24 protein-coding genes are annotated in these 21,184 nt (G+C 72.8%); 8 read left to right on the top strand and 16 right to left on the bottom strand.

The window, feature by feature from the left end:
* Nucleotides 1-43: 43 nt before the first annotated feature.
* The 6 genes from ACFVHK_RS05535 to ACFVHK_RS05510 all read right to left on the bottom strand — a co-directional run bounded on the left by ACFVHK_RS05535 (nt 44) and on the right by ACFVHK_RS05510 (nt 5,998).
* Nucleotides 44-535, bottom strand: coding sequence for a GNAT family N-acetyltransferase (locus tag ACFVHK_RS05535; protein ID WP_376927958.1), 492 nt, complete (start codon nt 533-535; stop codon nt 44-46).
* Between the two features lie 69 nt (nt 536-604).
* Nucleotides 605-2,281, bottom strand: coding sequence for a ribonuclease J (locus ACFVHK_RS05530; protein ID WP_129234712.1), 1,677 nt, complete (start codon nt 2,279-2,281; stop codon nt 605-607).
* A 130-nt stretch (nt 2,282-2,411) separates the two neighbouring features.
* Nucleotides 2,412-3,386 (bottom strand): 4-hydroxy-tetrahydrodipicolinate synthase, encoded by a 975-nt coding sequence (dapA, locus tag ACFVHK_RS05525; protein ID WP_129234711.1) that lies wholly within the window; start codon nt 3,384-3,386, stop codon nt 2,412-2,414.
* Between the two features lie 137 nt (nt 3,387-3,523).
* Entirely contained in the window at nt 3,524-4,426 is a 903-nt protein-coding gene (locus ACFVHK_RS05520) for a DUF559 domain-containing protein (protein WP_376927957.1), read from the bottom strand.
* A 199-nt stretch (nt 4,427-4,625) separates the two neighbouring features.
* Entirely contained in the window at nt 4,626-5,153 is a 528-nt protein-coding gene (locus ACFVHK_RS05515) for a dihydrofolate reductase (RefSeq protein ID WP_376927956.1), read from the bottom strand.
* Nucleotides 5,150-5,998: a thymidylate synthase gene (locus tag ACFVHK_RS05510; RefSeq protein ID WP_376927955.1), complete on the bottom strand. Its 849-nt coding sequence runs from the start codon at nt 5,996-5,998 to the stop codon at nt 5,150-5,152. The genes ACFVHK_RS05515 and ACFVHK_RS05510 overlap by 4 nt, the downstream gene beginning before the upstream one ends.
* Nucleotides 5,999-6,089: 91 nt before the next feature.
* Between ACFVHK_RS05510 and ACFVHK_RS05505 the strand changes: the two genes are divergently transcribed.
* From ACFVHK_RS05505 to ACFVHK_RS05490, 4 genes are all read left to right on the top strand, one after another.
* Nucleotides 6,090-6,593 (top strand): thioredoxin family protein, encoded by a 504-nt coding sequence (locus ACFVHK_RS05505; protein ID WP_376927954.1) that lies wholly within the window; start codon nt 6,090-6,092, stop codon nt 6,591-6,593.
* Complete coding sequence (locus tag ACFVHK_RS05500) at nt 6,574-7,059, top strand: DUF4395 domain-containing protein (protein ID WP_376927953.1); 486 nt, start codon at nt 6,574-6,576, stop codon at nt 7,057-7,059. Before ACFVHK_RS05505 ends, ACFVHK_RS05500 begins: the two co-directional genes overlap by 20 nt.
* 91 nt (nt 7,060-7,150) lie before the next feature.
* On the top strand, nt 7,151-7,576 hold the full coding sequence (locus tag ACFVHK_RS05495) for an OsmC family peroxiredoxin (RefSeq protein WP_129233836.1): 426 nt from the start codon (nt 7,151-7,153) through the stop codon (nt 7,574-7,576).
* 2 nt (nt 7,577-7,578) lie between these two features.
* A complete protein-coding gene (locus ACFVHK_RS05490) occupies nt 7,579-8,484 on the top strand; it encodes a TIGR01777 family oxidoreductase (RefSeq protein WP_129233839.1) in 906 nt (301 codons plus the stop codon).
* Here the strand turns inward: ACFVHK_RS05490 and ACFVHK_RS05485 are convergent.
* Both ACFVHK_RS05485 and dapB read right to left on the bottom strand, forming a co-directional pair.
* On the bottom strand, nt 8,456-8,899 hold the full coding sequence (locus ACFVHK_RS05485; protein ID WP_129233841.1) for a tetratricopeptide repeat protein: 444 nt from the start codon (nt 8,897-8,899) through the stop codon (nt 8,456-8,458). The two genes, ACFVHK_RS05490 and ACFVHK_RS05485, sit on opposite strands and share 29 nt — an antisense overlap.
* Entirely contained in the window at nt 8,896-9,645 is a 750-nt protein-coding gene (gene dapB, locus ACFVHK_RS05480) for a 4-hydroxy-tetrahydrodipicolinate reductase (protein WP_376927952.1), read from the bottom strand. The genes ACFVHK_RS05485 and dapB overlap by 4 nt, the downstream gene beginning before the upstream one ends.
* Before the next feature lie 62 nt (nt 9,646-9,707).
* On the opposite strand from dapB, the gene ACFVHK_RS05475 reads away from it, so the two are divergent.
* Nucleotides 9,708-10,199, top strand: coding sequence for a GNAT family N-acetyltransferase (locus tag ACFVHK_RS05475; RefSeq protein ID WP_376927951.1), 492 nt, complete (start codon nt 9,708-9,710; stop codon nt 10,197-10,199).
* Nucleotides 10,200-10,238: 39 nt separating this feature from the next.
* Here the strand turns inward: ACFVHK_RS05475 and ACFVHK_RS05470 are convergent, their stop codons facing one another.
* Genes ACFVHK_RS05470 through ACFVHK_RS05460 form a run of 3 tightly spaced genes read right to left on the bottom strand, consistent with a single transcriptional unit; the run spans nt 10,239 to nt 13,288 of the window.
* A complete protein-coding gene (locus ACFVHK_RS05470; RefSeq protein WP_129233847.1) occupies nt 10,239-10,844 on the bottom strand; it encodes a histidine phosphatase family protein in 606 nt (201 codons plus the stop codon).
* Between the two features lie 24 nt (nt 10,845-10,868).
* Nucleotides 10,869-12,254 (bottom strand): M16 family metallopeptidase, encoded by a 1,386-nt coding sequence (locus ACFVHK_RS05465; RefSeq protein WP_376927950.1) that lies wholly within the window; start codon nt 12,252-12,254, stop codon nt 10,869-10,871.
* Nucleotides 12,255-12,313: 59 nt separating this feature from the next.
* Entirely contained in the window at nt 12,314-13,288 is a 975-nt protein-coding gene (locus tag ACFVHK_RS05460) for an aldo/keto reductase (protein WP_376927949.1), read from the bottom strand.
* Nucleotides 13,289-13,598: 310 nt separating this feature from the next.
* On the opposite strand from ACFVHK_RS05460, the gene ACFVHK_RS05455 reads away from it, so the two are divergent.
* The 3 genes from ACFVHK_RS05455 to ACFVHK_RS05445 are packed head-to-tail and all read left to right on the top strand — an operon-like array spanning nt 13,599 to nt 16,163.
* Nucleotides 13,599-14,351 carry a TetR family transcriptional regulator gene (locus tag ACFVHK_RS05455; RefSeq protein ID WP_165307349.1) on the top strand — a complete coding sequence of 251 codons (753 nt, stop codon included), beginning with the start codon at nt 13,599-13,601 and terminating at the stop codon, nt 14,349-14,351.
* Between the two features lie 43 nt (nt 14,352-14,394).
* Nucleotides 14,395-15,369, top strand: coding sequence for an ABC transporter ATP-binding protein (locus ACFVHK_RS05450; protein WP_376927948.1), 975 nt, complete (start codon nt 14,395-14,397; stop codon nt 15,367-15,369).
* Nucleotides 15,366-16,163, top strand: coding sequence for an ABC transporter permease subunit (locus ACFVHK_RS05445; RefSeq protein WP_376927947.1), 798 nt, complete (start codon nt 15,366-15,368; stop codon nt 16,161-16,163). The genes ACFVHK_RS05450 and ACFVHK_RS05445 overlap by 4 nt, the downstream gene beginning before the upstream one ends.
* 60 nt (nt 16,164-16,223) lie before the next feature.
* Here the strand turns inward: ACFVHK_RS05445 and ACFVHK_RS05440 are convergent, their stop codons facing one another.
* The 5 genes from ACFVHK_RS05440 to ACFVHK_RS05420 form a co-directional block, all read right to left on the bottom strand.
* Complete coding sequence (locus ACFVHK_RS05440) at nt 16,224-17,228, bottom strand: cytochrome b/b6 domain-containing protein (RefSeq protein ID WP_376927946.1); 1,005 nt, start codon at nt 17,226-17,228, stop codon at nt 16,224-16,226.
* A 789-nt stretch (nt 17,229-18,017) separates the two neighbouring features.
* Entirely contained in the window at nt 18,018-19,004 is a 987-nt protein-coding gene (locus ACFVHK_RS05435; RefSeq protein ID WP_376927945.1) for an electron transfer flavoprotein subunit alpha/FixB family protein, read from the bottom strand.
* A gap of 10 nt (nt 19,005-19,014) precedes the next feature.
* Nucleotides 19,015-19,791, bottom strand: coding sequence for an electron transfer flavoprotein subunit beta/FixA family protein (locus tag ACFVHK_RS05430; protein WP_129235404.1), 777 nt, complete (start codon nt 19,789-19,791; stop codon nt 19,015-19,017).
* Nucleotides 19,791-20,642, bottom strand: coding sequence for an HpcH/HpaI aldolase/citrate lyase family protein (locus tag ACFVHK_RS05425; RefSeq protein ID WP_376927944.1), 852 nt, complete (start codon nt 20,640-20,642; stop codon nt 19,791-19,793). Before ACFVHK_RS05425 ends, ACFVHK_RS05430 begins: the two co-directional genes overlap by 1 nt.
* Nucleotides 20,639-21,160 carry a MaoC family dehydratase gene (locus tag ACFVHK_RS05420; RefSeq protein ID WP_376927943.1) on the bottom strand — a complete coding sequence of 174 codons (522 nt, stop codon included), beginning with the start codon at nt 21,158-21,160 and terminating at the stop codon, nt 20,639-20,641. Before ACFVHK_RS05420 ends, ACFVHK_RS05425 begins: the two co-directional genes overlap by 4 nt.
* Nucleotides 21,161-21,184: the final 24 nt, after the last annotated feature.

Below are 21,184 nucleotides of genomic sequence, written 5' to 3'. Positions count from 1 at the left end.
CGAGTGTCGGGCAGTCGACGCCGCGCGGCATCCGCGCCCGGCGTCAGCGCAGCCGTCGGACCATGGTGTCCCGGCCGTTCGCCGAGGCGATCACGGCGAATCCCTCTGAGCGGTACAGCTCGTGGGCGAAGTTGCCGTGCTCGACCGACAGCGCGAGCCTGGCGTAGCCGCCCGACCGGGCATCCTCGGTGAGCGCACGGAGCAGTCCCCGGCCGACGCCCTGGGCGCGCCAGAGCGGGCGCACGCCGATGATGAGCTCGGGCACGCCGGTCGCCACGAAGCCCTGCGACGGACGGTCCGCACCGAAGAGCCGGTACCACGCCGCTCCGACTGGCCGCCCCTCGGGATCGACCGCGACGACGCCGCGATCGGCGGGTCGCTGCCACCCGGCGACGTAGGCCGCGTGGCTCGCATCACCCAGCACGACGTGCCGCGGTCGCGTCGCCCCGGAGCGCCAGTTGGCCGCCTCGACGAGCATGTCGGCGAGGAAGCCGCCGTCCGCGGGACCCGCGGGCCGGATGGAGAAGCCCACCATGCACGGAGCGTACGCGGGCGCTGTTACGCGGGTGTTTCGCGATACGGATGCCGCGGCATCCGTTCGGACCTAGGCCTCGATCACGAGCGGCACCAGCATCGGGCGACGGCGCAGGCGCCGGTTCACCCAGCTGCCCACCGTGCGGCGCACCGTCTGCTGCAGCGCGTGCGGGTCGCGCACGCCGTGCTGCGCGGCGTCCGCGAGGGCCGCCACGATCTTCGGCTTGACGTCCTCGAACACCGCGTCGTCCTCGGCGAAGCCGCGTGCGTGGATCTCGGGGCCGACGATGACGCGGCCCGTGGAGGCATCCACCACGACGATCACCGAGATGAACCCCTCCTCGCCGAGGATCCGGCGGTCCTTCAGGTCGGCGTCGGTGATCTCGCCCACCGTCGAGCCGTCGACGTACACGAAGCCGAGGTCGAGCTGGCCGGCGACGCGCACCTCGCCGTCGCGCAGGTCGAGCACGGTGCCGTTCTCGGCGATGAACGTCCGCTCGGCCGGGATGCCCGTGTCGCGCGCGAGGCGGGCGTTGGCGACCAGGTGGCGGTACTCGCCGTGGATCGGCACCACGTTGCGCGGCTGCAGGATGTTGTAGCAGTAGAGCAGCTCGCCCGCGGCGGCGTGGCCCGAGACGTGGACCTTCGCGTTGCCCTTGTGCACGACGTTCGCACCGAGCTTCGTGAGGCCGTCGATCACGCGGTACACCGCGTTCTCGTTGCCCGGGATCAGGCTCGACGCGAGGATCACGGTGTCGCCCTCGCCGATCTCGATCTGGTGGTCGCGGTTCGCCATGCGGCTCAGCACCGCCATGGGCTCGCCCTGCGACCCGGTCGACATGTAGACGATCTCGTCGTCGGGGATGTCGCCGGCCTTCTTGAAGTCGACGAGCACGCCCTCGGGGACGTCGAGGTAGCCGAGGTCGGCCGCGATGGTCATGTTGCGCACCATGCTTCGGCCGAGGAGCGCCACCCGGCGCCCGTTCTGGTGCGCCGCGTGCAGGACCTGCTGGACGCGGTGCACGTGGCTGGAGAAGCTCGCGACGATGACTCGGCGCGGCGACCGCGCGATGACCTCGTCGAGCACGGGCCCGATCGAGCGCTCGAGCGGCGTGAAGCCCGGCACGTCGGCGTTCGTCGAGTCGACCATGAAGAGGTCGACGCCCTCCTTGCCGAGCCGCGCGAACTCGCGCAGGTCGGTCAGGCGGCCGTCGAGCGGGAGCTGGTCCATCTTGAAGTCGCCCGTGGCGAGCACCGTGCCCGCGTCCGTGCGGATGGCGACCGCGAGCGCGTCGGGGATGGAGTGGTTCACCGCGACGAACTCGAGGTCGAACGGGCCGAGCCGCTCGGTCTGCCCCTCCTTCACGGTGAGGCTGTACGGCGCGATGCGGTGCTCCTTGAGCTTCGCCTCGACGAGCGCGAGCGTGAGCTGCGAGCCCACGAGCGGGATGTCGGCGCGCAGCTTCAGGAGGTAGGGCACGGCGCCGATGTGATCCTCGTGGCCGTGCGTGAGCACGACGGCGACGACGTCGTCGAGGCGCTCCCGGAGGAAGCCGAAGTCGGGCAGGATCAGGTCGACGCCGGGCTGGTGCTCCTCGGGGAACAGCACGCCGCAGTCGACGATCAGCAGCTTGCCGTCGATCTCGAAGCACGTCATATTGCGGCCGACCTCGCCGAGGCCGCCGATGGGGATGACCCGCAGCGTGCCCGGTTCGAGCGGCTCGGGGTCGATGATCTCGTCGGGCATGTGCCCTCCTCACGTTCCGGTGTTCAGTTCGGTGCGACCCCCTCGGTCGCGGATGTCTCGTTCGGGATCGTCCCGGTCGGATGCCTCGTGGCTCGTGCGCGCGACGGCTCGACGCGGCATCCGCGGCCCGTCAGCGCGTCGTGCCGGCCACCTTGGGCAGCGCGCCGCCGGCGGCGGCGTTGCGGTCGGGGCGGAAGTTGCGGAAGTCGACGCCGGGGATGCCCTGCACGAGGTCGATCTCGTCCTCGATGAGCGCGGCCTCCCACTCCTCGGGGCCGACGAGCGGCAGTCGCACGCGCGGGCTGCCGATGCGGCCGAGGCCGTGGAGGATGTACTTCGCGGCGACCGTGCCGGGCACGTGCGTCATGACGGCCCGCACGAGCGGCTCGAGCCGCCGGTGCTCGGCGGTCGCGGCCTTCAGGTCGCCGCGGTTCACGGCGTCGACGATGGCGCGGTACGGGGCCGGGGCGATGTTCGCCGTGACGCCGATGAGGCCCGTCGCGCCGATCGACAGGTGCGGGAGCACGTTGGCGTCGTCGCCCGAGAAGTACATGAGGTCGGTCTGGTTCAGCACCCGGCTGACCTCGCTGAAGTCGCCCTTGGCGTCCTTGATCGCGAGGATGTTCGGGTGCTTGGCGAGCCGCAGGATCGTCTCGTACTTGATCGGCACGCCCGTGCGGCCGGGGATGTCGTAGAGGATCACGGGCAGGTCGGTGGCGTCGGCGACCAGGCGGAAGTGCGTGAGGATGCCAGCCTGCGTGGGCTTGTTGTAGTAGGGCGTGACGATCATGATGCCGTCGGCGCCCGCCTGCTCGCTGTGCTTGTAGAGCTCGATCGCGTGGGCGGTCTCGTTCGACCCGCCGCCCGTGATGATCTTCGCGCGGCCGGCCGCGACGTCCTTGCCGACCTCGACGAGGCGAATCTTCTCCGGGTCGGTGAGGGTCGAGGTCTCACCCGTGGTGCCGGTCACGACGATGCCGTCGGCGCCCGCGGAGATGACGTCGTCGATGTGCTTCTCCACCGCCGGCCAATCGACCTCGCCGTCCGCCGTCATCGGCGTGACGAGCGCGACGAGCACCTGACCGAATGGATTGACTGCACTCACGCCCTACAGGCTATCGGCTCGCGCCTCGCCGGGGTGTCCCGTGTCGCGCGTGCTCCGTCGCCGCCGCTCAGGCGCCTCGTCCGTGCATGTGCATTCCGAAGGAGGATCTCGGCGACGCGCCGGACGCGGACGGCGCGTCACTGCGGATCTCCTTCACCCTGCAGCACGAGCGGGGTGCCCGGGGGTCGATGGCGGGTGAGATGCAGGCTGCGATCGAGCTTCGAGAGGATGGCCGCCTCGACGAGCTCCCACTCGTGCACGACCATCGCGTAGTCGAACCGGAGCGTGTCGAATCCATGCGCGGCCGCGACGGCATCACGCACCAGGTCCTTGTGGCGCATCGAGGCTCCGTCGTGGTTCCGCTTCCCGTCCACCTCCAGGATGAGCCGGTCGCCGAGCACGAAATCGACCGTGCCGACGCCCGGAACGGCGACCTGCGACGCCAGGTCGATGCCGAGGCGTCTGAGCCTCAGACGCAGGAGCGACTCGAGCCCGCTGTCGGCGTTCCACCGCGCGAAGTCCGCCAGCCAACGCTTGTCGAGCGGGAGCCGCGCCCGGACCGACGCGAGCCCGGCCCGCGTGATGAGCCGCGTGCGCATCGCGGACTCGAGGGCGACGAAGAACTCCTCCACCCCGAGGCATCCGAGCACCTGGACCAGGGCGGCGATGACCGGCACCCGGCCCGACGCGTGCGGAACGTCGTTCCAGTGCACGACGCAGGTGCACGCGGAGTGCGAGCGGCCGCGACCGTTCGGGCGCATGGCGACGTGGACCCGGGAGTGATCGCCGAGCAGCCACAGGCCCTCGAGCTGCAGGCGCGACACGCAGCCGAGCGCGCCGCCGTGTCGCACCGCGGTCGCGGTCGACGCACCGGCCTCGGGGACGGCGACCCAGCCGGGCCTGAGCCTCACGAGCGCGCCGGCACGCACCGCACGCTCGAGGTCGCGGCGAGTGGCGTCGGCCCGACGGAGCACGTCGCGCACGCGGGCGACCTCACCGAGGTCGGCGCACGCACGGTGCAGCAGGTGGGGATCGATCACCCGCCGAGCCTGCTCCTCGCTCGTGCACGCCGGGCTCGGACGGCGACCGGCGTGACGCACGGTCGCGGACTCCGGCTCTGTGGAGGAGGAGCCGGCCGTGCGAGATGAAGGAGATCCGGGCCGACACGCCGAGTCGGCGCGGCGCGTCGCCCGAGAACTCCTCCACGACGAGCAGCTGCGGCCGCGCGCCCGGGGAGGGTCAGCGCGCGAGGGTGAGGAAGCGGTGGCGGATGCCGGAGTGCGAGTCGTGCCATCCGTGGGCCGGATCGGCGACGACGACGCGCCAGCCCGCCCGGTCGGGCGCGAACGTGTCGCCGTCGACCTCGAGGTCGAGCTCGGTCACCACGAGCCGGTCGGCGAGGTCGATCGTGCGCGCGAAGAGCTCGGCGCCGCCGATCACCCAGATGCGATCGTCGGCGTCGGATGCCGCGAGCGCGAGCGCCTCGTCGACCGACGCCGCGCGGACCGCCCCGTCGGCGTGCCAGTCGGCCTGCCGGGTCACCACGATGTTCGCCCGACCCGGCAGCGGCCGGAATCGCCCGGGCAGCGAGTCCCAGGTGCGGCGGCCCATGACGACCGGGGCGCCGTGCGTGGTCCGCTTGAAGTGCGCCAGGTCTTCGGGGACGTGCCAGGGCATGCCGCCACCGGCCCCGATCACTCCCCCGCGCGCCTCCGCCCAGATCAGCCCGATCCGCGGCGCGACGTCGTCGTCGAACCCGTCGCTCATACGGCGACGGCCGCGCGGATCGCGGGGTGGTGCTCGTAGCCGACGACCTCGAAGTCCTCGAACCGGTAGTCGTCGATCGAGTCGGGGCGGCGCGCGATGCGCAGCGTCGGGTACGGGAACGGCTCGCGCTCGAGCTGGAGTCGCACCTGCTCGACGTGGTTGTCGTAGATGTGGCAGTCGCCGCCCGTCCACACGAAGTCGCCGACCTCCAGGCCGGTCTGCTGGGCGATCATGTGCGTCAGCAGCGCATACGAGGCGATGTTGAACGGAACGCCGAGGAAGAGGTCGGCGCTGCGCTGGTAGAGCTGGCACGAGAGGCGCCCGTCGGCGACGTGGAACTGGAACAGCGCGTGGCACGGCGCGAGCGCCATGTCGGGGATGTCGGCCGGGTTCCACGCCGAGACGATGTGGCGACGCGAATCGGGATTCGTGCGGATCTGGTCGATGACCTGCGCGACCTGGTCGACCTGGTCGCCCGAGGGCGTCGGCCAGCTGCGCCACTGCACCCCGTAGACGGGGCCGAGCTCGCCCGAGGCATCCGCCCACTCGTCCCAGATGCTGACGCCGTGCTCCTGCAGCCACCGCACGTTCGACTCGCCGCGCAGGAACCAGAGCAACTCGTAGGCGATCGACTTGAAGTGCACGCGCTTGGTCGTGACGAGCGGGAACCCCCGGGACAGGTCGAACCGGATCTGCCGGCCGAACACGCTGCGTGTCCCGGTGCCGGTCCGGTCGGACTTCGGCGTGCCGTGCTCGAGCACGTCGCGGAGGAGGTCTTCGTACGGGGTCGGGATCGCGCTGGCCACGGCGTCAAGGCTACGCCGCCCGGCCGACGCCGCCGTCATGACAGGCGGGCGGATGTCGCGCGGCCCGTTCGGGCGTCACCCGGCGTCACACGGCGTGACCGCATCGGTGCGACGGACGTAGCCTGCGGAGATGGACCTCGCGCCCGCCCTCGTCGTCGGCCTCGCGCTGCCCGCGGTCGCGCTCGTGGTCGGACTCGCCTGGCGGGCGCGCGAGGGGCGCGTCCAGCACCTCGCTGGGCGCGTCGACGTCCCGGTCGGCGCCGCATCCGCCATCCGGCCGGGCTCGCCCGCGCCGACGTCGGATGCCGAACGCCTCGGACTGGCGGGCGAGTCGCTCGGCGCCGAGGCGACCCTCGTCCAGTTCTCGACGGAGTTCTGCAGTCGTTGCCCGGGCACGGCCCGAGCACTCGCGGAGCTCGCGTCGGAGTACCGCGACGTGCGCCACGTCGACATCGACCTCACCCACCGGCGCGACCTCGCCGACGCGTTCCGCGTGACGCAGACGCCGACCGTGCTCGTGCTCGGGGCCGACGGGCGGGCGACGGCTCGCGTGACCGGCGTGCCGCGCATCGGCGATCTCCGCGACGAACTCGACACCACCACCGGGAGGTCCCGTGTCCGCCACCACGCCTGAGTCGCGCGCCGCATCCGCCGGCCGCCCCGGCATCGACCCGCGCGGGCCGCGCTTCTCCGCCGCGATCACCTCCGTCCTGCTGCTCGCGGTCGTCGTGCTCGGCGTCGGCGGGCTCGACGCTGCGGCGCTCGTGCTCCTCGTCATCCTCGCGGCGCTCTTCGCGTGGGGCGCGATCGCCGGGGTCGCCCGACACCCGTTCGGCCTGCTCTACCGGGCCCTCGTCCGCCCGCGGCTCGCGCCGCCCGCCGAGCTCGAGGACCCGCGCCCGCCGACGTTCGCCCAGCTCGTCGGCCTGGTGGTCACGGCGACGGGCGTCGTGCTCGGGATGCTCGGCGTCGCGGCGGCCGTGCCGATCGCCGCGGCCGCGGCGTTCTTCGCCGCCTTCCTCAACGCGGCGTTCGGGTACTGCCTCGGATGCCAGCTCTACCTGCTGCTCGTCCGCGCCCGCGTCATCAGGGCCGCGTGACCGATCCGCGGAGGACGCGCGGGGCCCGGCGACTGCCGGACGCGGCATCCGCTCGATAGGCTGGGACTTCCGGCTCGAGGAGGAGGACCAATTGGCACTGACGAGCGAATCGACCACGGTCTGGACCGGCAGCCTCTTCGAGGGGTCGGGCACCACGCGCCTCGACTCGTCGAAGGTGGCCGAGTTCCCGGTCAACTGGAAGGCGCGCGCCGAAGGCGAGGCGGGGACCACGAACCCCGAGGAGCTGCTCGGCGCGGCCCACTCGGCATGCTTCTCGATGGCGCTGTCGAACATCCTCACCGAGGCGGGCCACACCCCCGAGAGCATCCAGACCACCGCCGCGGTGACCTTCCAGCCCGGTGAGGGCGTGACGGGCAGCCACCTGCTCGTGAGCGCGCGCGTGCCCGGCCTCGGCGAGGCCGAGTTCGAGGCGTTCGCCGAGGATGCCAAGGTGAACTGCCCGATCTCGCAGGCGCTCACCGGCATTCCGATCACGATCGAGGCGGAGCTCGCGTAGCGGTGCGAGTCCTCGTCGCCGGCGCCTCCGGCTTCATCGGCACGGCCGTCCGTGACCGACTCCTGGCCGACGGCCACGAGGTCGTGCGGCTCGTGCGCCGGCGCGCCCAGTCGACGGACGAGGTCAGCTGGTCGCCGGCGTCCGGCATCATCGACTTCACGATCATGGACCGCGTCGACGCCGTCCTGAACCTCTCGGGCGCCTCGCTCGCGCGGCTGCCGTGGACGCGGCGCTATCGCGACGAGATCCTCGAATCGCGCATCGCGGCCACCAGGACGCTCGCGGACGCGATGCGCAAGGCGCGCACGCCTCCCGCGACCTTCCTCAGCGCGTCGGCCGTCGGGTACTACGGCGACCGACCGGGCGAGCTGCTCACCGAGCACTCCGCCGCCGGCACCGGGTTCCTCGCCGAGGTCGTCGGCCGCTGGGAGGCGGCGGCGCAGCTCGCCCCGCACGAGACCCGGACGGTCGTCTTCCGGACCGGCATCGTCGTGGGCCGCGGCGGTGCGATGCAGCGGATCCGCGCCCTCACGACGCTCGGCGTCTCCGGGCGCCTGGGCACGGGCGGCCAGCACTGGCCCTGGATCGCGCTGGAGGACGAGGTCGACGCGATCCTGCACCTGCTGGACTCGCACCTCTCGGGTCCGGTGAACCTCGTCGGGCCGACGCCCGCGACCGCGGATCGCGTGATGGCGGCGCTCGCCGAGCGGATGCACCGTCCCTACGTCATCCCGGTCCCCGAGAAGCTCCTCGAGGCGGCCCTCGGCAAGGCCGCCGACGACCTGCTGCTGTCGAGCCAGAAGGTGCGGCCGCAGCGCCTCATCGACGACGGCTACCGGTTCCGGCACCCGAGCATCGAGTCGGCGATCGACGCGATGCTCAGTCCCGAGCCCGCTCGAGTTCGATAGCCCGGCGCACCGCACGACGCGCTCGACGCCGATCCCCCGCGGCGTCGTACGCGAGCCCGAGTCGCAACCACGCCCGCCACGAGTCGGGCTCGGACTCGACGGCGGCGCGGAACTCGGGGAACGCGGCGTCCGCCGCACCGCGCTCGGGACGCCCGCTCGCGCGGACCGGGATGCCCAGGTCGAGCGCGCCCTCGGACTCGAGCCGCTCGACCAGCCGCTGCGACCGGATCCCGAACGAGAATTCCCGCCAGATCGCCCAGACGGCCAGGATCGGCAGCACCATGAGCGCCACGCCCATCGCGACGGCGATCGGCTCGCCCGTGAGGACGAACTGCACCGCGCGCCACCCCACCAGCGCGACGTAGAGCACCAGGAGCGCCGCCATGACGACGGCGCCGACCTTCGCGCCGCTCATCGACCGTCAGGAAGCTCGAGGCCGAGGAGCGCATCGAGTCCTACCGTGACCCCCTCGGCCGAGGGCGCACGACGCAGGGCGAGCAGGATGCCGGCCTCGTACGCCGTCGGCGCGATCGTCGAGTGGGTGATCTGCAGGCTCTCCCCGGGAGCGCCGAGCACGACGCGCTGGTCGGCGAGGACGCCGTCCATGCGGAGGCTGTGGATCGGGACGCCGGAGACGAGCTGGCCGCGCGCTCGCTGGTCGGCGTGCGGCGCCGACACCGGGCCGAGCTCGCCTCGCGAGGCGGCGATGAGCTCGGCCGTCCGCACCGCCGTGCCGGACGGCGAGTCGACCTTGCCCGCGTGATGCGCCTCCACGATCTCGATGGAGTCGAAGTGGCGGGCCGCGAAGGCCGCGAACGCCGAGCCGAGCACGCTGCCGATCGAGAAGTTCGGCACGAAGATCACGCCGGACGTGGCGTCGGCCTCGCGCAGGCGCGTCTCGACCTCGGCGATGCGCTCTCGCGACCAGCCGGAGGTGCCGACGACGACCGCGGCGCGCGCCTCGATCGCGGCCTCCACGATCGCGGCACTCGCCGCGGGGTGCGTGACGTCGAGCACGACGTCGGCCCCGGCGAGTTCGTCGAGGCTCGAGGACGAGTCGAGCCCGGCGTGGAGCTCGAGGTCGTCGGCCTCGTCGATCAGTCGGGTCGCGAGGCGCCCCATCTTCCCCGTCGCGCCAGCGACCGCCACCGTGATCGTCACGACGTTCACCCTAGCAACCGGGGCCCCGCGGACCGGCACCGCGCGCGCCGTAGGCTTGGCGCATGCTCCGCTTCCGCGACGCCGCCGTGACCGACCCCGACGCGAACCGGATGCTCGGCGAGTACTTCGCCGAGCGGGCGGAGGGCTTCCCGCCCGAGCAGGGCGAGTACCGCCCGACCTGGCCCGAGGCCGCGCAGTTCACTCCCCCGGCGGGCGTGTTCCTCGTGGTCGAGGACGAGACCGGCGGTGCCGTCGGGTGCGGTGGGATCCGCCGGATCGCGTCCGCCGACGGCGGACTCCTGCGGTACGAGGTCAAGCACCTCTGGCTCGCTCCCGCGGCGCGCGGGCGGGGTGGCGGCCGTGCGCTGCTCGGCGAGCTCGAGCGGCGTGCCGTCGCGTTCGGCGCCGAGGAGCTCGTGCTCGACACGAACGCGAGCCTCGCCGCGGCGGGCGGGCTGTACGCCGCGAGCGGGTACGTCGCCATCGAGCCCTACAACGACAACCCGAACGCGACCGACTGGTACGGCAAGCGGGTCGAGCCGGCCGCCGGCTGAGCTGCCGGACCGGCGCGCCGCGCGCGCCGATCGGGGCGCTCAGAGCGCGAACGGCTCCGGCAGTCCGGTGCGGAGCTCGGGCGGCAGGTGCGCGAGGTCGTTGTGCACGACGAGGTTCCACGGCCTGCCGGGTGCGCGCTGCGTCAGGACGGTGAGCCCGCAGTTGGCCTGGTTGATCGTCGCCCAGCGCCACTCGGGTGCGCCGAGCACCTCGCGCACGAACCAGCCGATGACGAAGTTGTGCGTGATGAGCAGGTCGTGGCGGTCCTCGCGATGCGACCGGAGGAACTCGGCGTTCGCGTCGGCCATCTGCGCACGCCCCGCCTCGAAGTCGAGCTCGGTGAAGGAGCCGAAGAACGGCGCGTAGGCGGCCGGAGTCTCGGGCGCCGGTCCCGACGGGACGCAGTCGAACAGCAGCGGCGAGGCCTCGGGCTTCAGCGAGGGCAGCTTCGACGCGATGATGTCGGCCGTCTCGGCGGCGCGCTGCAGGGGCGAGTGGTAGGCGGCGTCGAAGGGGATGCCGCCGAGGCGCTCAGCGAGCAGTTCGGCCTGGCGCCGTCCGCGCGGGGAGAGCGGTCCGTCGGGGAGGCCGTGCTCGGCGTCGAGCTGCTCGCCGTGTCGGACGAGGTAGAGGTGGTGGGGCACGTCTGATCCTGTGGTCGGACGTCGCTAGGCGACGTCGGGTCGGGTTTCGGGCTGGTCGACGATCGAGCGGAAGGCGTGCTCGTCGACGGGGCCGACGGCGACGAGCGAGAACGGCCGGGCGGCCAGTTCGCCGGCGAGCGCGCGGACGTCGTCGGCGGTGACGCGTCCGACGCGGCGCAGCGCCTCGTCGAGGTCGGCGAATTCCCCCAACGCGAGCTCGGCTCGGCCGAGTCGCGACATCCGCGTGTCGGAGTCCTCGAGCGCGAGCGCCGAGGCGCCGCCGAGGTAGCCGATCGCGCGGGTGAGCTCGTCATCGGTGACTCCGTGGTGGGCGAGCCGCTCGAGCTCGGTGCGCATGAGCGCGGCCACGGTGGCGGCGTTCCTCGGCGCGCATCCGGCGTACATGCCGAACACCCCCGCGTCGGAGTACCCCGGTGCGAACGAGTAGACGGCGTAGGCGAGCCCGCGACGTTCCCGGATCTGCTGGAACAGCCGCGACGACATGCCGCCGCCGAAGACGGTGTTCAGCACGCTCAGCACGGCGCGGCGGTCGTCCGTCGCGACGAGGCCGGGCACGCCGAGCACGAGGTTGACCTGCTCGCCGGGCCGCTCGACCACGGTGAGCGGCGAGCGACCGTCGACGAGGGCGAGCTCGGCCGGGCGACGGTCGACGGGTGCGGCCGTCTCGGCGAGGTCCCACCCCGCCGCCTCGAGGGCCGCGGAGAGGCGTTCGACGAGTGCGTCGTGGTCGACGGCTCCCGCCGCGGTGACGACGAGATCGCGCGCACGGTAGCTCGCGCGGTAGTGCTCGAGGACCGCGTCGCGGGTGGCGACGCCGATCGCCTCGGGGTCCCCGCCGATCGGGCGGGCCAACGGATGGGTGCCGAGCACGGCCTCGAAGAATCGCTCGTTCGCGACGTCGGCCGGATCGTCGCCGGCCATGGCGAGCTCCTCGAGGATGACGCGGCGCTCGCTCTCGAAGTCCTCCGGGTCGAGGACCGACGATGTGAACATGTCGGCGAGGACGTCGACCGCCATGGGCAGGTCGCGGTCCTGCACCTTGGCGTAGTAGCAGGTGTACTCCTTGGCGGTGACGGCGTTGTGCTCGCCGCCGACGGCGTCGAAGGAGATCGCGATGTCGAGGGCGCTCCGCGTCTCGGTGCCCTTGAACAGGAGGTGCTCGAGGAAGTGCGTCGAGCCGAACGTGGCGGGGTGACCGCTCTCCGCGGGGTGTTCGTCCCGCGATCCGACGGCGACCCAGAACCCGATGGTCGCGCTCCGGCTCCCCGGCACCTGTTCGCTGAGCACCCGGATGCCGGACGGGAGGACCGATCGACGCACGAGCGTCTCGCCTGCGGCGGGGAAGGCCAGTTCGGGCTCACCAAGCGGGAGTTCGACGGCGCCGTTCACGCCCCCAGCCTATGTCACCCGCGAGCGACGGGCCCGCGCGTCCGCGCGCGGCGCGGCGGCTACGCCGACGCCCGGTCGAGCTCGACGAGTTCGGACCGATGCAGCTCGATCGAGGCTGCGCCGAGCAGGGCATCGACCTGCTCGGGCCGGCTCACGCCCGTGACCGGGGCGACGACGGTCGGCCGTGCGAGCAGCCACGCGATCGCGATCGCGGCGGGAACGGTCCCGTGGGCGGCCGCGACCTCGTCGAGCGCGCGGAGCACGCGAAGGCCGCGTCGACCGAGATGGCGGCCCTGTCGCTCACCGCGTGCGTCGCGTCGCACGTCGGCTCGACGTCGGATCGCGCCGCCGAGGAATCCGTCGGCGAGTGCGAAGTCCGGCATCACCGGCAGTCCCTGTGCGTGCGCGACGAGTTCGGTGGCGCCCTCGAAGGCGCGGCGCTCCATGAGGTTGTAGCGCGTCGTCAGGGCCTGGAACCTGGGCAGGCCGTTCGCGGCCAGCACGCGGGCCTCGATGAGGCGTTCGGGCGACAGGTCGGACGCGCCGACCGCGAGGACCTTGCCGGAGGTGATGAGCGCGTCGACGGCGCCGAGGCTCTCCTCGAGGGGCACCTCCGGGTCGTCGCCGTGGAAGCAGAGCAGGTCGATGCGGTCGGTGCCGAGCCGGTCGAGCGAGGCGTCGACGGCGCGGCTGATCGCAGCCGGGGCGAGACCCGTGTGGTCGGGGTGACGACCGACCCGCGTGGCGATGCGGACGCGGTCCCGGGCGCCGCGTGATCCCAGCCACTCGCCGATGATCGTCTCGCTGCGTCCCGCGGCGTAGCTGTCCGCCGTGTCGATCAGCGTTCCGCCGAGCGCGACGAACCGGTCGAGGATGTCGCCGCTCGCCTCCGCGTCGAGGGTCCAGCCGAAGGTGCTCGCGCCCAGCGCGAGCGGGTGCACCTCGAAGCCGGTCTCGCCGATCGTGACGCGTCGGGGCACCGCGATCGGTCCGGAGTCCGCGTTCGTCGTGATCTGCTCGGTCCCGAGCGCCACGCTCCGGGCGGCCCCCTCGCCGAGGTCACGGGACGCGCTCGTATGCGCCGGAACGTTCGCGTCGGGCCGGTCGATGACCCCCGGCGCACTCCCGGCGCGCCTGCCTCCCTGCACTGCGTGTCGTCGTGCCACTCGGTCCTCCTCCCCAGGATTGAAGACGAGCGTACGTCAGGAACGAAACGGGTGGTTGGACATGACGGCGAAGCGTTACGAAACCGTTGGTGAACACTCGGTGACGTCGCGGCACCCTCGGGTCGACCACGGCGCGCCCCCTTGAAACATCGCTGAACGATCGTTTAGTATGCTGAACATGCGTTCAATCCGGCCCGAGGACGCCACGACCGCCGCCCGCATCCGCGACGCCGCGATCGCCCGCTTCGGCGCGCACGGGTACGCCGGCACGAGCCTGCGCGAGGTCGCCGCCGACGTCGGCGTCAGCGCCGGCCTCGTCATCCATCACTACGGCTCGAAGGAGGGCCTCCGCCGCGCCTGCGACGACTGGCTCGTGCAGGAGCTCATGGGCGAGAAGGACCGACTCGGCGAGGCATCCGTCGCCGCGACCATCCGCGAATGGCTCGACGACCCGGCTCGGTTCGGCACGTCGATCGCCTACCTCGCCGTCATGCTCGCCGACGGATCCCCGGGCGCCGACCGCCTCTTCGATCTCCTGCTCGCCGAGACCGGCGCGATGCTCGAGCGCGGCGTCGCCGACGGCAGCATGAACGCGTCCAGCGACCCCGACCTGCGCGCCCTGCTCATCACGGCCTACGGACTCGCGCCGCTGCTCCTCCGCGGCCAGTTCGCGCGCGTGCTCGGCGCCCCGCTCGACTCCCCGGCGGTCGTGCGACGGATGACCCTGCCGACCCTCGAGTTCTACACCGAGGGGCTCTACGCCGACACCCGCCTGCTCGACGCCGCGCGCGACGCGATCGCCGCCGCATCCGACGCCCACGCGCCCGAGTCCCGCCGGGCGGACCCGGCGCCTCGGGTCCGCTCCGACAAGGGACCCGGAAACCCCGTCCAGGACCCCGACCCGCCGGTCGAGGATTCCGCGCGCGAGTGACGCGCCGCGGCATCCCACACCATCGACGGACGAGAGGATCCACATGACCACCGACACCGAGGCCGCCGTCAGCACGCGCGGCCTGACCAAGCGCTACGGCGCGACCACGGCCCTGCACGGCCTCGACCTCGACATCCCCCGCGGCAGCGTTTTCGGCATGATCGGGCCGAACGGCGCGGGCAAGACGACCACCATGCGGCTGCTGCTCGACATCATCCGCCCCACCGGCGGCGACCTGACCGTGCTCGGCCGCTCGCCGCGCGACGGCGGGGCGGAGCTGCGACGACGGATCGGCTACCTGCCAGGTGAACTGCACCTCAGCACGCGCGTGAAGGGCCGCGAGTTCCTCGCGCACTACGCCGAGATCTCCGGCCCGGTCCGGAAGGGTGCGGTCGAGGACCTCGCCGACCGGCTCGGCGTCGACCTCGGCCGGCCCGTGCGCAGCCTGTCCAAGGGCAACAAGCAGAAGATCGGGCTCATCCAGGCGTTCATGCACGAACCGGAGCTGCTCGTGCTCGACGAACCGACGAGCGGCCTCGACCCGCTCGTACAGCAGGAGTTCCACGGGATGCTCCACGAGGCGAAGGCCAAGGGGCAGACCGTATTCCTCAGCTCGCACGTGCTGAGCGAGGTCCAGCAGACCGCGCACGAGATCGCGATCCTCAAGCAGGGCCGCATCGTCGAGCGGTCGACCGTCGCGGCGCTGCGCGAGAACGCCGTGCGCCACGTCAAGCTGGTGGTCGCCGAGGCGGATGCCGCGGCGGCGCGTTCCACGCTCGACGCGCTCGCCGGCGTCGCCGACACGGCGTCCGTCGCCAACGGGCCGGGCACGGTCGCGCTCACCGCGACGCTCGACTCGCACGTCGACGCGTTCGTCAAGGCGGTCGCGCTCCTCGACCTCGTCGACCTGACCATGGAGGAACCGGACCTCGAGGAGATGGTGCTCGCGTACTACGGCACCGACCTCTCGTCGACGGCGGAACCCGTCGACGCCGACCGGAAGTCGGCGAAGCGATGAACCGCGTGCTGCCCCTCTTCCGCCGCTCGATGGTCGACGGCTGGCGCGGCCTGCTCGGCTGGACGATCGGCATCCTCGCGGCGCTCTTCCTGTACCTGCCGCTGTACCCGTCCTTCGGCGGCAACGGGCAGATGCAGCAGATCATCGACACGCTTCCGCCGGAGCTGGTCAGGTCGCTGAACTACGACCAGATCGGGTCGGGACCGGGGTACGCGCAGGCGACGTTCTACGGGCTCATCGGCTTCGTGCTCCTCACGATCGCCGCGGTGGGATGGGGCACCGACGCGATCGCGGCCGACGAGGAGAACGGCCAGCTCGAACTGACGCTCGCGCACGGCGTGCTCCGAGGCCAGGTCCTCGCCGAGCGCAGCGCCGCGGTGCTCGTCAAGCTCGCCTGGCTGGCGATCGTGAGCGTGGTGGTCGTCATGGTCCTGAACGAGCCCTCCGAGCTCGGCATCGAGTTCGGCAACCTCGTCGCGACCGCCGTCGCCTTCCTCGGGCTGGTGTCGCTGGCCGCGACGGCGGCCATCGGCGTCGGCGCGGTCACGGGCCGCCGGACCTGGGCGGTCAGTGCCGGTTCGGGCATCGCGGTGTACGCGTACGCGCTCAACGCCCTCGGCAACCAGAGCGACGAGCTGTCCTGGCTCCACGACTGGTCGCCGTACAGCTGGGCGTACGGCGACTCGCCGATCCTGAACGGCTGGAACGGCACGATCTGGCTGAACTACGCCGTCATCGCCGTGCTGCTCCTGGTCGGCTGGCTCGCGTTCCGGCGTCGCGACATCGCGGTCTGACCGAGCGGATGCCGCGGCCGGCGCCACCTCGAAGGGCGCCGCGCCGCGGCATCCGCTCGCCTATCGGCCGACCTTGCCGAGCAGGCCGGCGATCGGCGCGAGCACGGTCGGGCGGGCGGCGATCCACGCCGCTGCGATGACGACGATCGAGGCGACGAAGATCCAGAAGCCCAGCCAGCCCTCGGTGTCCTGCGCCGCGTACATGTGGTTGAGGTTGCGCAGCGCCCCGGTCAGGAGGACCAGCGTGACGTGCACGACGATGAACGCGACGAAGTACAGCATGACCGGGAAGTGCACGGCGCGCGCCCACTCCACCGGGTAGATCCGATTCAGCGTCGTGGCGTTCTTCGGCCACAGGCCCGACATCCGCACCCCGGTGATCGCGGCGAGCGGTGCCGCGATGAAGATGGTCGCGAAGTAGGCGAGCACCTGGAGGCTGTTGTAGTTGACCCAGCCGTTCTCGAGCGGCCAGTCGAGCGAGAGGTACTGCAGCCCGGCCGACACCGCGTTCGGGACGACCTCCCAGCTGGTCGGCACGACGCGCATCCACTGGCCCGTCGCGAACAGCAGCACGACGAACACCAGCCCGTTCACGAGCCACAGGACGTCGAGCGACTGGTGGAACCACAGCGTGAGGCTGATCCTGCCCTGGCCGCCCTTCGCCCAGCGCGGCGTCCAGAACGCCGGCGGCCGGCGCTCTGTGCGCACCTGCAGGCCCGAACGGATGATCAGCACGATGAGGAAGACGTTGAAGAAGTGCTGCCAGCCGAGCCACGCCGGGAGCCCGACGGGCGCGCCCTCGGGGAGGGGCGTCTCGCCGGGGTACGTCGCGAGGAAGTCCTGCATGACGTCCAGGCCGAGGAACCACCTCGTGAGCTGGACGACGATGGTCGCGGCGCCGATGATCGCGAGGATCCCGATGACGGATGCGCCGACCCATTGCCTCAGCGTCAGCGGGCCGTATCGCTTCGGGCCGGGCTGAGCAGGGGTGCTCGATGCCGGCGGCGGCGCGGCGGGCTCGGCCGGCTCCGCAGGTGCGGTGGATCGGGTCGGCGCTTCGGGCACGGTCGCCGCGGACGCCGCGGGGGCCGCGGAAGCCGCGGGGGCCGCGGAAGCCGCGGGGGCCGGTGCGGCGGGCGGTGCGACGGGCGGTGCAACGACCGCCTCGGCGGGCGGTCCTGGGGCCGCCGTCGGCGCCGCAGGCACGGTGTCGGCGGGCGCGGATGCCGGGGCCGCCGCGGCTGCCGGGGCTGCCGCGGCTGCGACGGATTCGGGCGGAGCGGCGGCCTCCGCGGCGGGCTTGGGCGCGGCATCGGCACGCGATGCGACCGGCGACGAGGGCCACGGCGCTCCCCCGGCGACTCGAGGGAGCCCGCGCCGAAGCGCGACACCGGTCGCCACCGAAGATGCGTCGGCCTCGGGCTCCGGCGCGGGCGATGGCGGAACCACCGGCTCGGGAGTGGGTTCGGGCGTCTCGGCGGGCGGCGGCGCGGCCGCGGCATCCGTCACCTCTGCGTGCGCAGCGCCCAGCGCGACGGCGACCTCGGGCCACGGCCCGCCGCCGCGCACGCGCGGAAGCCCGCTGCGAAGTCGGCGACCGGGGCCGCCGGCACCCGTCTCGACGCGTGGGGCCGCCTGGGGCGATGCGGCCGGCACCGCCGGCGTTCCGACCTGAGCCGGCGACGCCGATGCCGCCGATGGCTCCGTGACCGCCGCCGCCGGCGCGCCGGCTTCCGCAGCGGCGTCCGTCGACCCGGCGACGAGGTCGCCCGCCGCGGTGCCGGCAGGGGGCCAGGGATCACCGCCGGGGCGGCGAGGCAGTCCCCTGCGCAGGTTGCCTGCAGCGGCCACGGGTCACCGCTTCCGCTCGGCGAGGACGCTGATCAGCTGCGGGACCACGGTGAAGACGTCGCCCACGACGCCGAAGTCGGCGACGTCGAAGATCGGCGCGTCGGGGTCCTTGTTGACGGCGACGATGTTCTTGGCCGTCTGCATTCCGGCCTTGTGCTGGATCGCGCCGGAGATGCCGAGGGCGACGTAGAGCTGCGGGGAGACCGAGACGCCGGTCTGGCCGACCTGGTGCGTGGCCGGGATGTAGCCCGCGTCGACGGCCGCGCGGGACGCGCCGACCGCAGCCCCGAGGGCGTCGGCGAGCTCTTCGACGAGTGCGAACTTCTCGGCCGAACCGAGGCCGCGACCACCGGACACGACCCGCTTCGCTCCGCGCAGCTCGGGTCGGCTCGAGCTCTCGGTCGCGACCTCGATCGACTCGATGGCGGCGGATGGCGCGCCCGAGGCGGGCACCTCGAGCGTCTCGAGCGCGACGGGCCGTGCGTCGGCGCGAGCGTCGACGGCCCCCTGCCTCACGGTGACGACGAGCGGCCCGAAGGTCGCCGCGGAGTCGACGTTGTACGCGCCGCCGTACACGGAGTGGTGGGCGACGATGCCCTCGTCGTCGCGCGAGACGCCGATGGCGTCCACGGCGAGCGCGGCGCGGGTTCGGGCGGCGAACCGGCCGGCGATGTCGCGGCCGTCGATCGAGTTCGCCACGAGCACCGCATCGGGCTCGACGAGGGCCGCCGCAGCGGCGAGCGCATCGACCTGCGGAACGGTGAGCTCGGACTGCACCGCGGCCGTCTCGACGGCGAGCAGGCGCTCGGCGCCGAGCGCGGCGGCCTGCTCGGCGAGCGCCTGCGCCCGGCCGGGCGCGCTGACGGCCAGCGCGACCGGCGTGCCGATCTGCGCAGCGGCCGCGAGCAGGCCCGCGGCGCTCGTGGCCAGCGCGCCGTCCGGTGCGGTCTCGAGCAGGACGAGGATGGAGTCTGCAGGGTGGTCGGTCATGTTCGTCCTCTCAGACCAGCCGGTTCTCGATCAGGAACTCCGCGATCCTCGTGCCGCCGTCGCCGTCGTCCGTGATCTTGGTCCCTGCCGTGCGCGGGGGCTTCTCGGCGACGGCGGTCATGATCGACCAGCCGACGGAGAGATCCTCCGGCTCGACGTCCAGGTCGGCGGCGCCCAGCGTCTCGAACGGCTTCTTCTTCGCCGCCATGATGCCCTTGAAGTTGGGGAACCGGGCGTCGGGCAGCGCCTCGGTGATCGAGACGACCGCCGGCAGCGGCGCGTTCACCCGCATGGTGCCGCCCTCCACGGCGCGAACCCCGGACACCGAGCCGTCGGCGATCTCCACCGAGGACAGCGCCGTGGCGTTCGGCACGCCGAGCAGCTCCGCGAGCATCGCGGGGATGACGCCGCCGCTGCCGTCGGTCGAGAGGTTGCCGGTGATCACGAGGTCGAACCCCGATCGCCGGATCGCGGCAGCCAGGGTCCGGGCGGTCAGTCCCAGGTCCGCGGCCGCCAGCGCCGGGTCGGCGATGTGCACGGCCGACGCGGCTCCCATCGCCAGGCCCTTCCGGATCGTCGTCGCAGCGCTCTCGGGCCCCATCGACATGACCACCACCTCGGTGCCGTCGTGGGCGTCGGCGTGGGCGAGCGCCACCTCGAGCGCCCGCTCGCCGATCTCGTCGAGCACCACCTCGCCGGCGGCGCGATCCGCGAGTCCCGTCTCGAGGTCGAGCTTGCGCTCCCCCCAGGTGTCGGGGACCTCCTTCACGAGGACGATGATCTTCATCAGGCTCCTGTCCCTTCCCCGGACCCGCCATGGGCTCGGTCCCGTCGCACGACCGCCTCCGCCTGGTGCAGGAGCGGCGCATCCACCATCTGCCCGCGGAAGGCGAACACGCCGTCGCGCTCGCGCACGGCAGCCTCGGCGAGCAGCGCGCGCGCCCACTCCAAGCGCTCGCCACTGGGAGCGTACGCCGCCCGGACGACCTCGACCTGGCCCGGATGCACGCACGCCGTGGCGGCGAAGCCGAGCGCGGCCGCGTCCTCGGCCTCGGCGCGGAGGCCGTCCGCGTCGGCGAGGTCGAGGTGCACCGCGTCGATCGCCGCCACGCCGTGCGCGCCGGCCGCGAGCAGCACCTGGGACCTGGCGTGTCGCGCGACGTCGCGGTATCGGCCGTCGGGGTGGCGGCTCGAGGCGCCGCCGAGCGAGGCGACGAGGTCCTCCGCACCCCACATGAGCGCGGAGACGATCGGCACCGACGCGATCTCGGGCGCGGCGAGCACGCCGCGTGCGGTCTCGCACAGCGCGATCACGTCGAAGTCCTCGAGCGCCACGAGGTCGACCGTGCCCTCGCACTTGGCGAGCATGACCGTGCGATAGGAGGTCCGTCGCAACGCGGCGATGTCGTCGGCGAAGTGCGGCGTGGATGCCGGGTTCACCCTCACGATGACCCGTGCGGGATCGACCGGGTTCGCCACCAGCGACTCGCGCGCCGCCGACTTCCCGACCTCGGCCACGGCGTCCTCGAGGTCGAGGATCACCGCGTCGGCGCGCTCCGCCGCCTTCGCGTACCGGTCGGGCCGGTCGGCCGGGCAGAACAGCAGGGCTGGTCCGAACGGGAAGGGCGGGTGCGTCATCCGCTCACCCCGCCATCGCGGTCCGCCTGCTGCTCACCGGCGTCGCGGGTCCAGACGAGCATGGTGCGCGACGCCGTCGCGACCACCGCTCCGTCCTGGTTCCGGGCGGTGTGGCCGAGCACCACGATGCCCTCGCCGGGACGAGACGACGACAGGCGCTTGGACTCGACGACGCTCTCGCCGTAGAGGGTGTCGCCCACGAAGACCGGGTTCGGGAACGCGACCGCGCCGAACCCGAGGTTGGCGACGAGCGTGCCCTGCGTGAGCTGCCCCACCGACTGGCCGACGAGGGTCGACAGCGTGAAGAGCGAGTTCACGAGGACGCGGCCGAACGGCTGGCGCGCCGACCACGCGGCGTCGAGGTGCAGCGGCTGCGGGTTCATGGTGAGCGTCGTGAACAGGACGTTGTCGGCCTCCGTCACCGTGCGACCGGGACGGTGCAGGTAGCGCACGCCCTCCTCGAACTCCTCGAACCAGAGTCCGCGCTGGACGACCTCGCGCATCTCGGCATCCGTCATGACGCTCCCTCCTCCCTCGGCGGT

The organism is Agromyces binzhouensis (assembly GCF_042672355.1).
In the GTDB taxonomy this organism is placed as follows: domain Bacteria; phylum Actinomycetota; class Actinomycetes; order Actinomycetales; family Microbacteriaceae; genus Agromyces; species Agromyces binzhouensis.
Note: the sequence above shows the minus strand (reverse complement) of the source record. Positions and strands in the feature narration are given on the sequence as shown.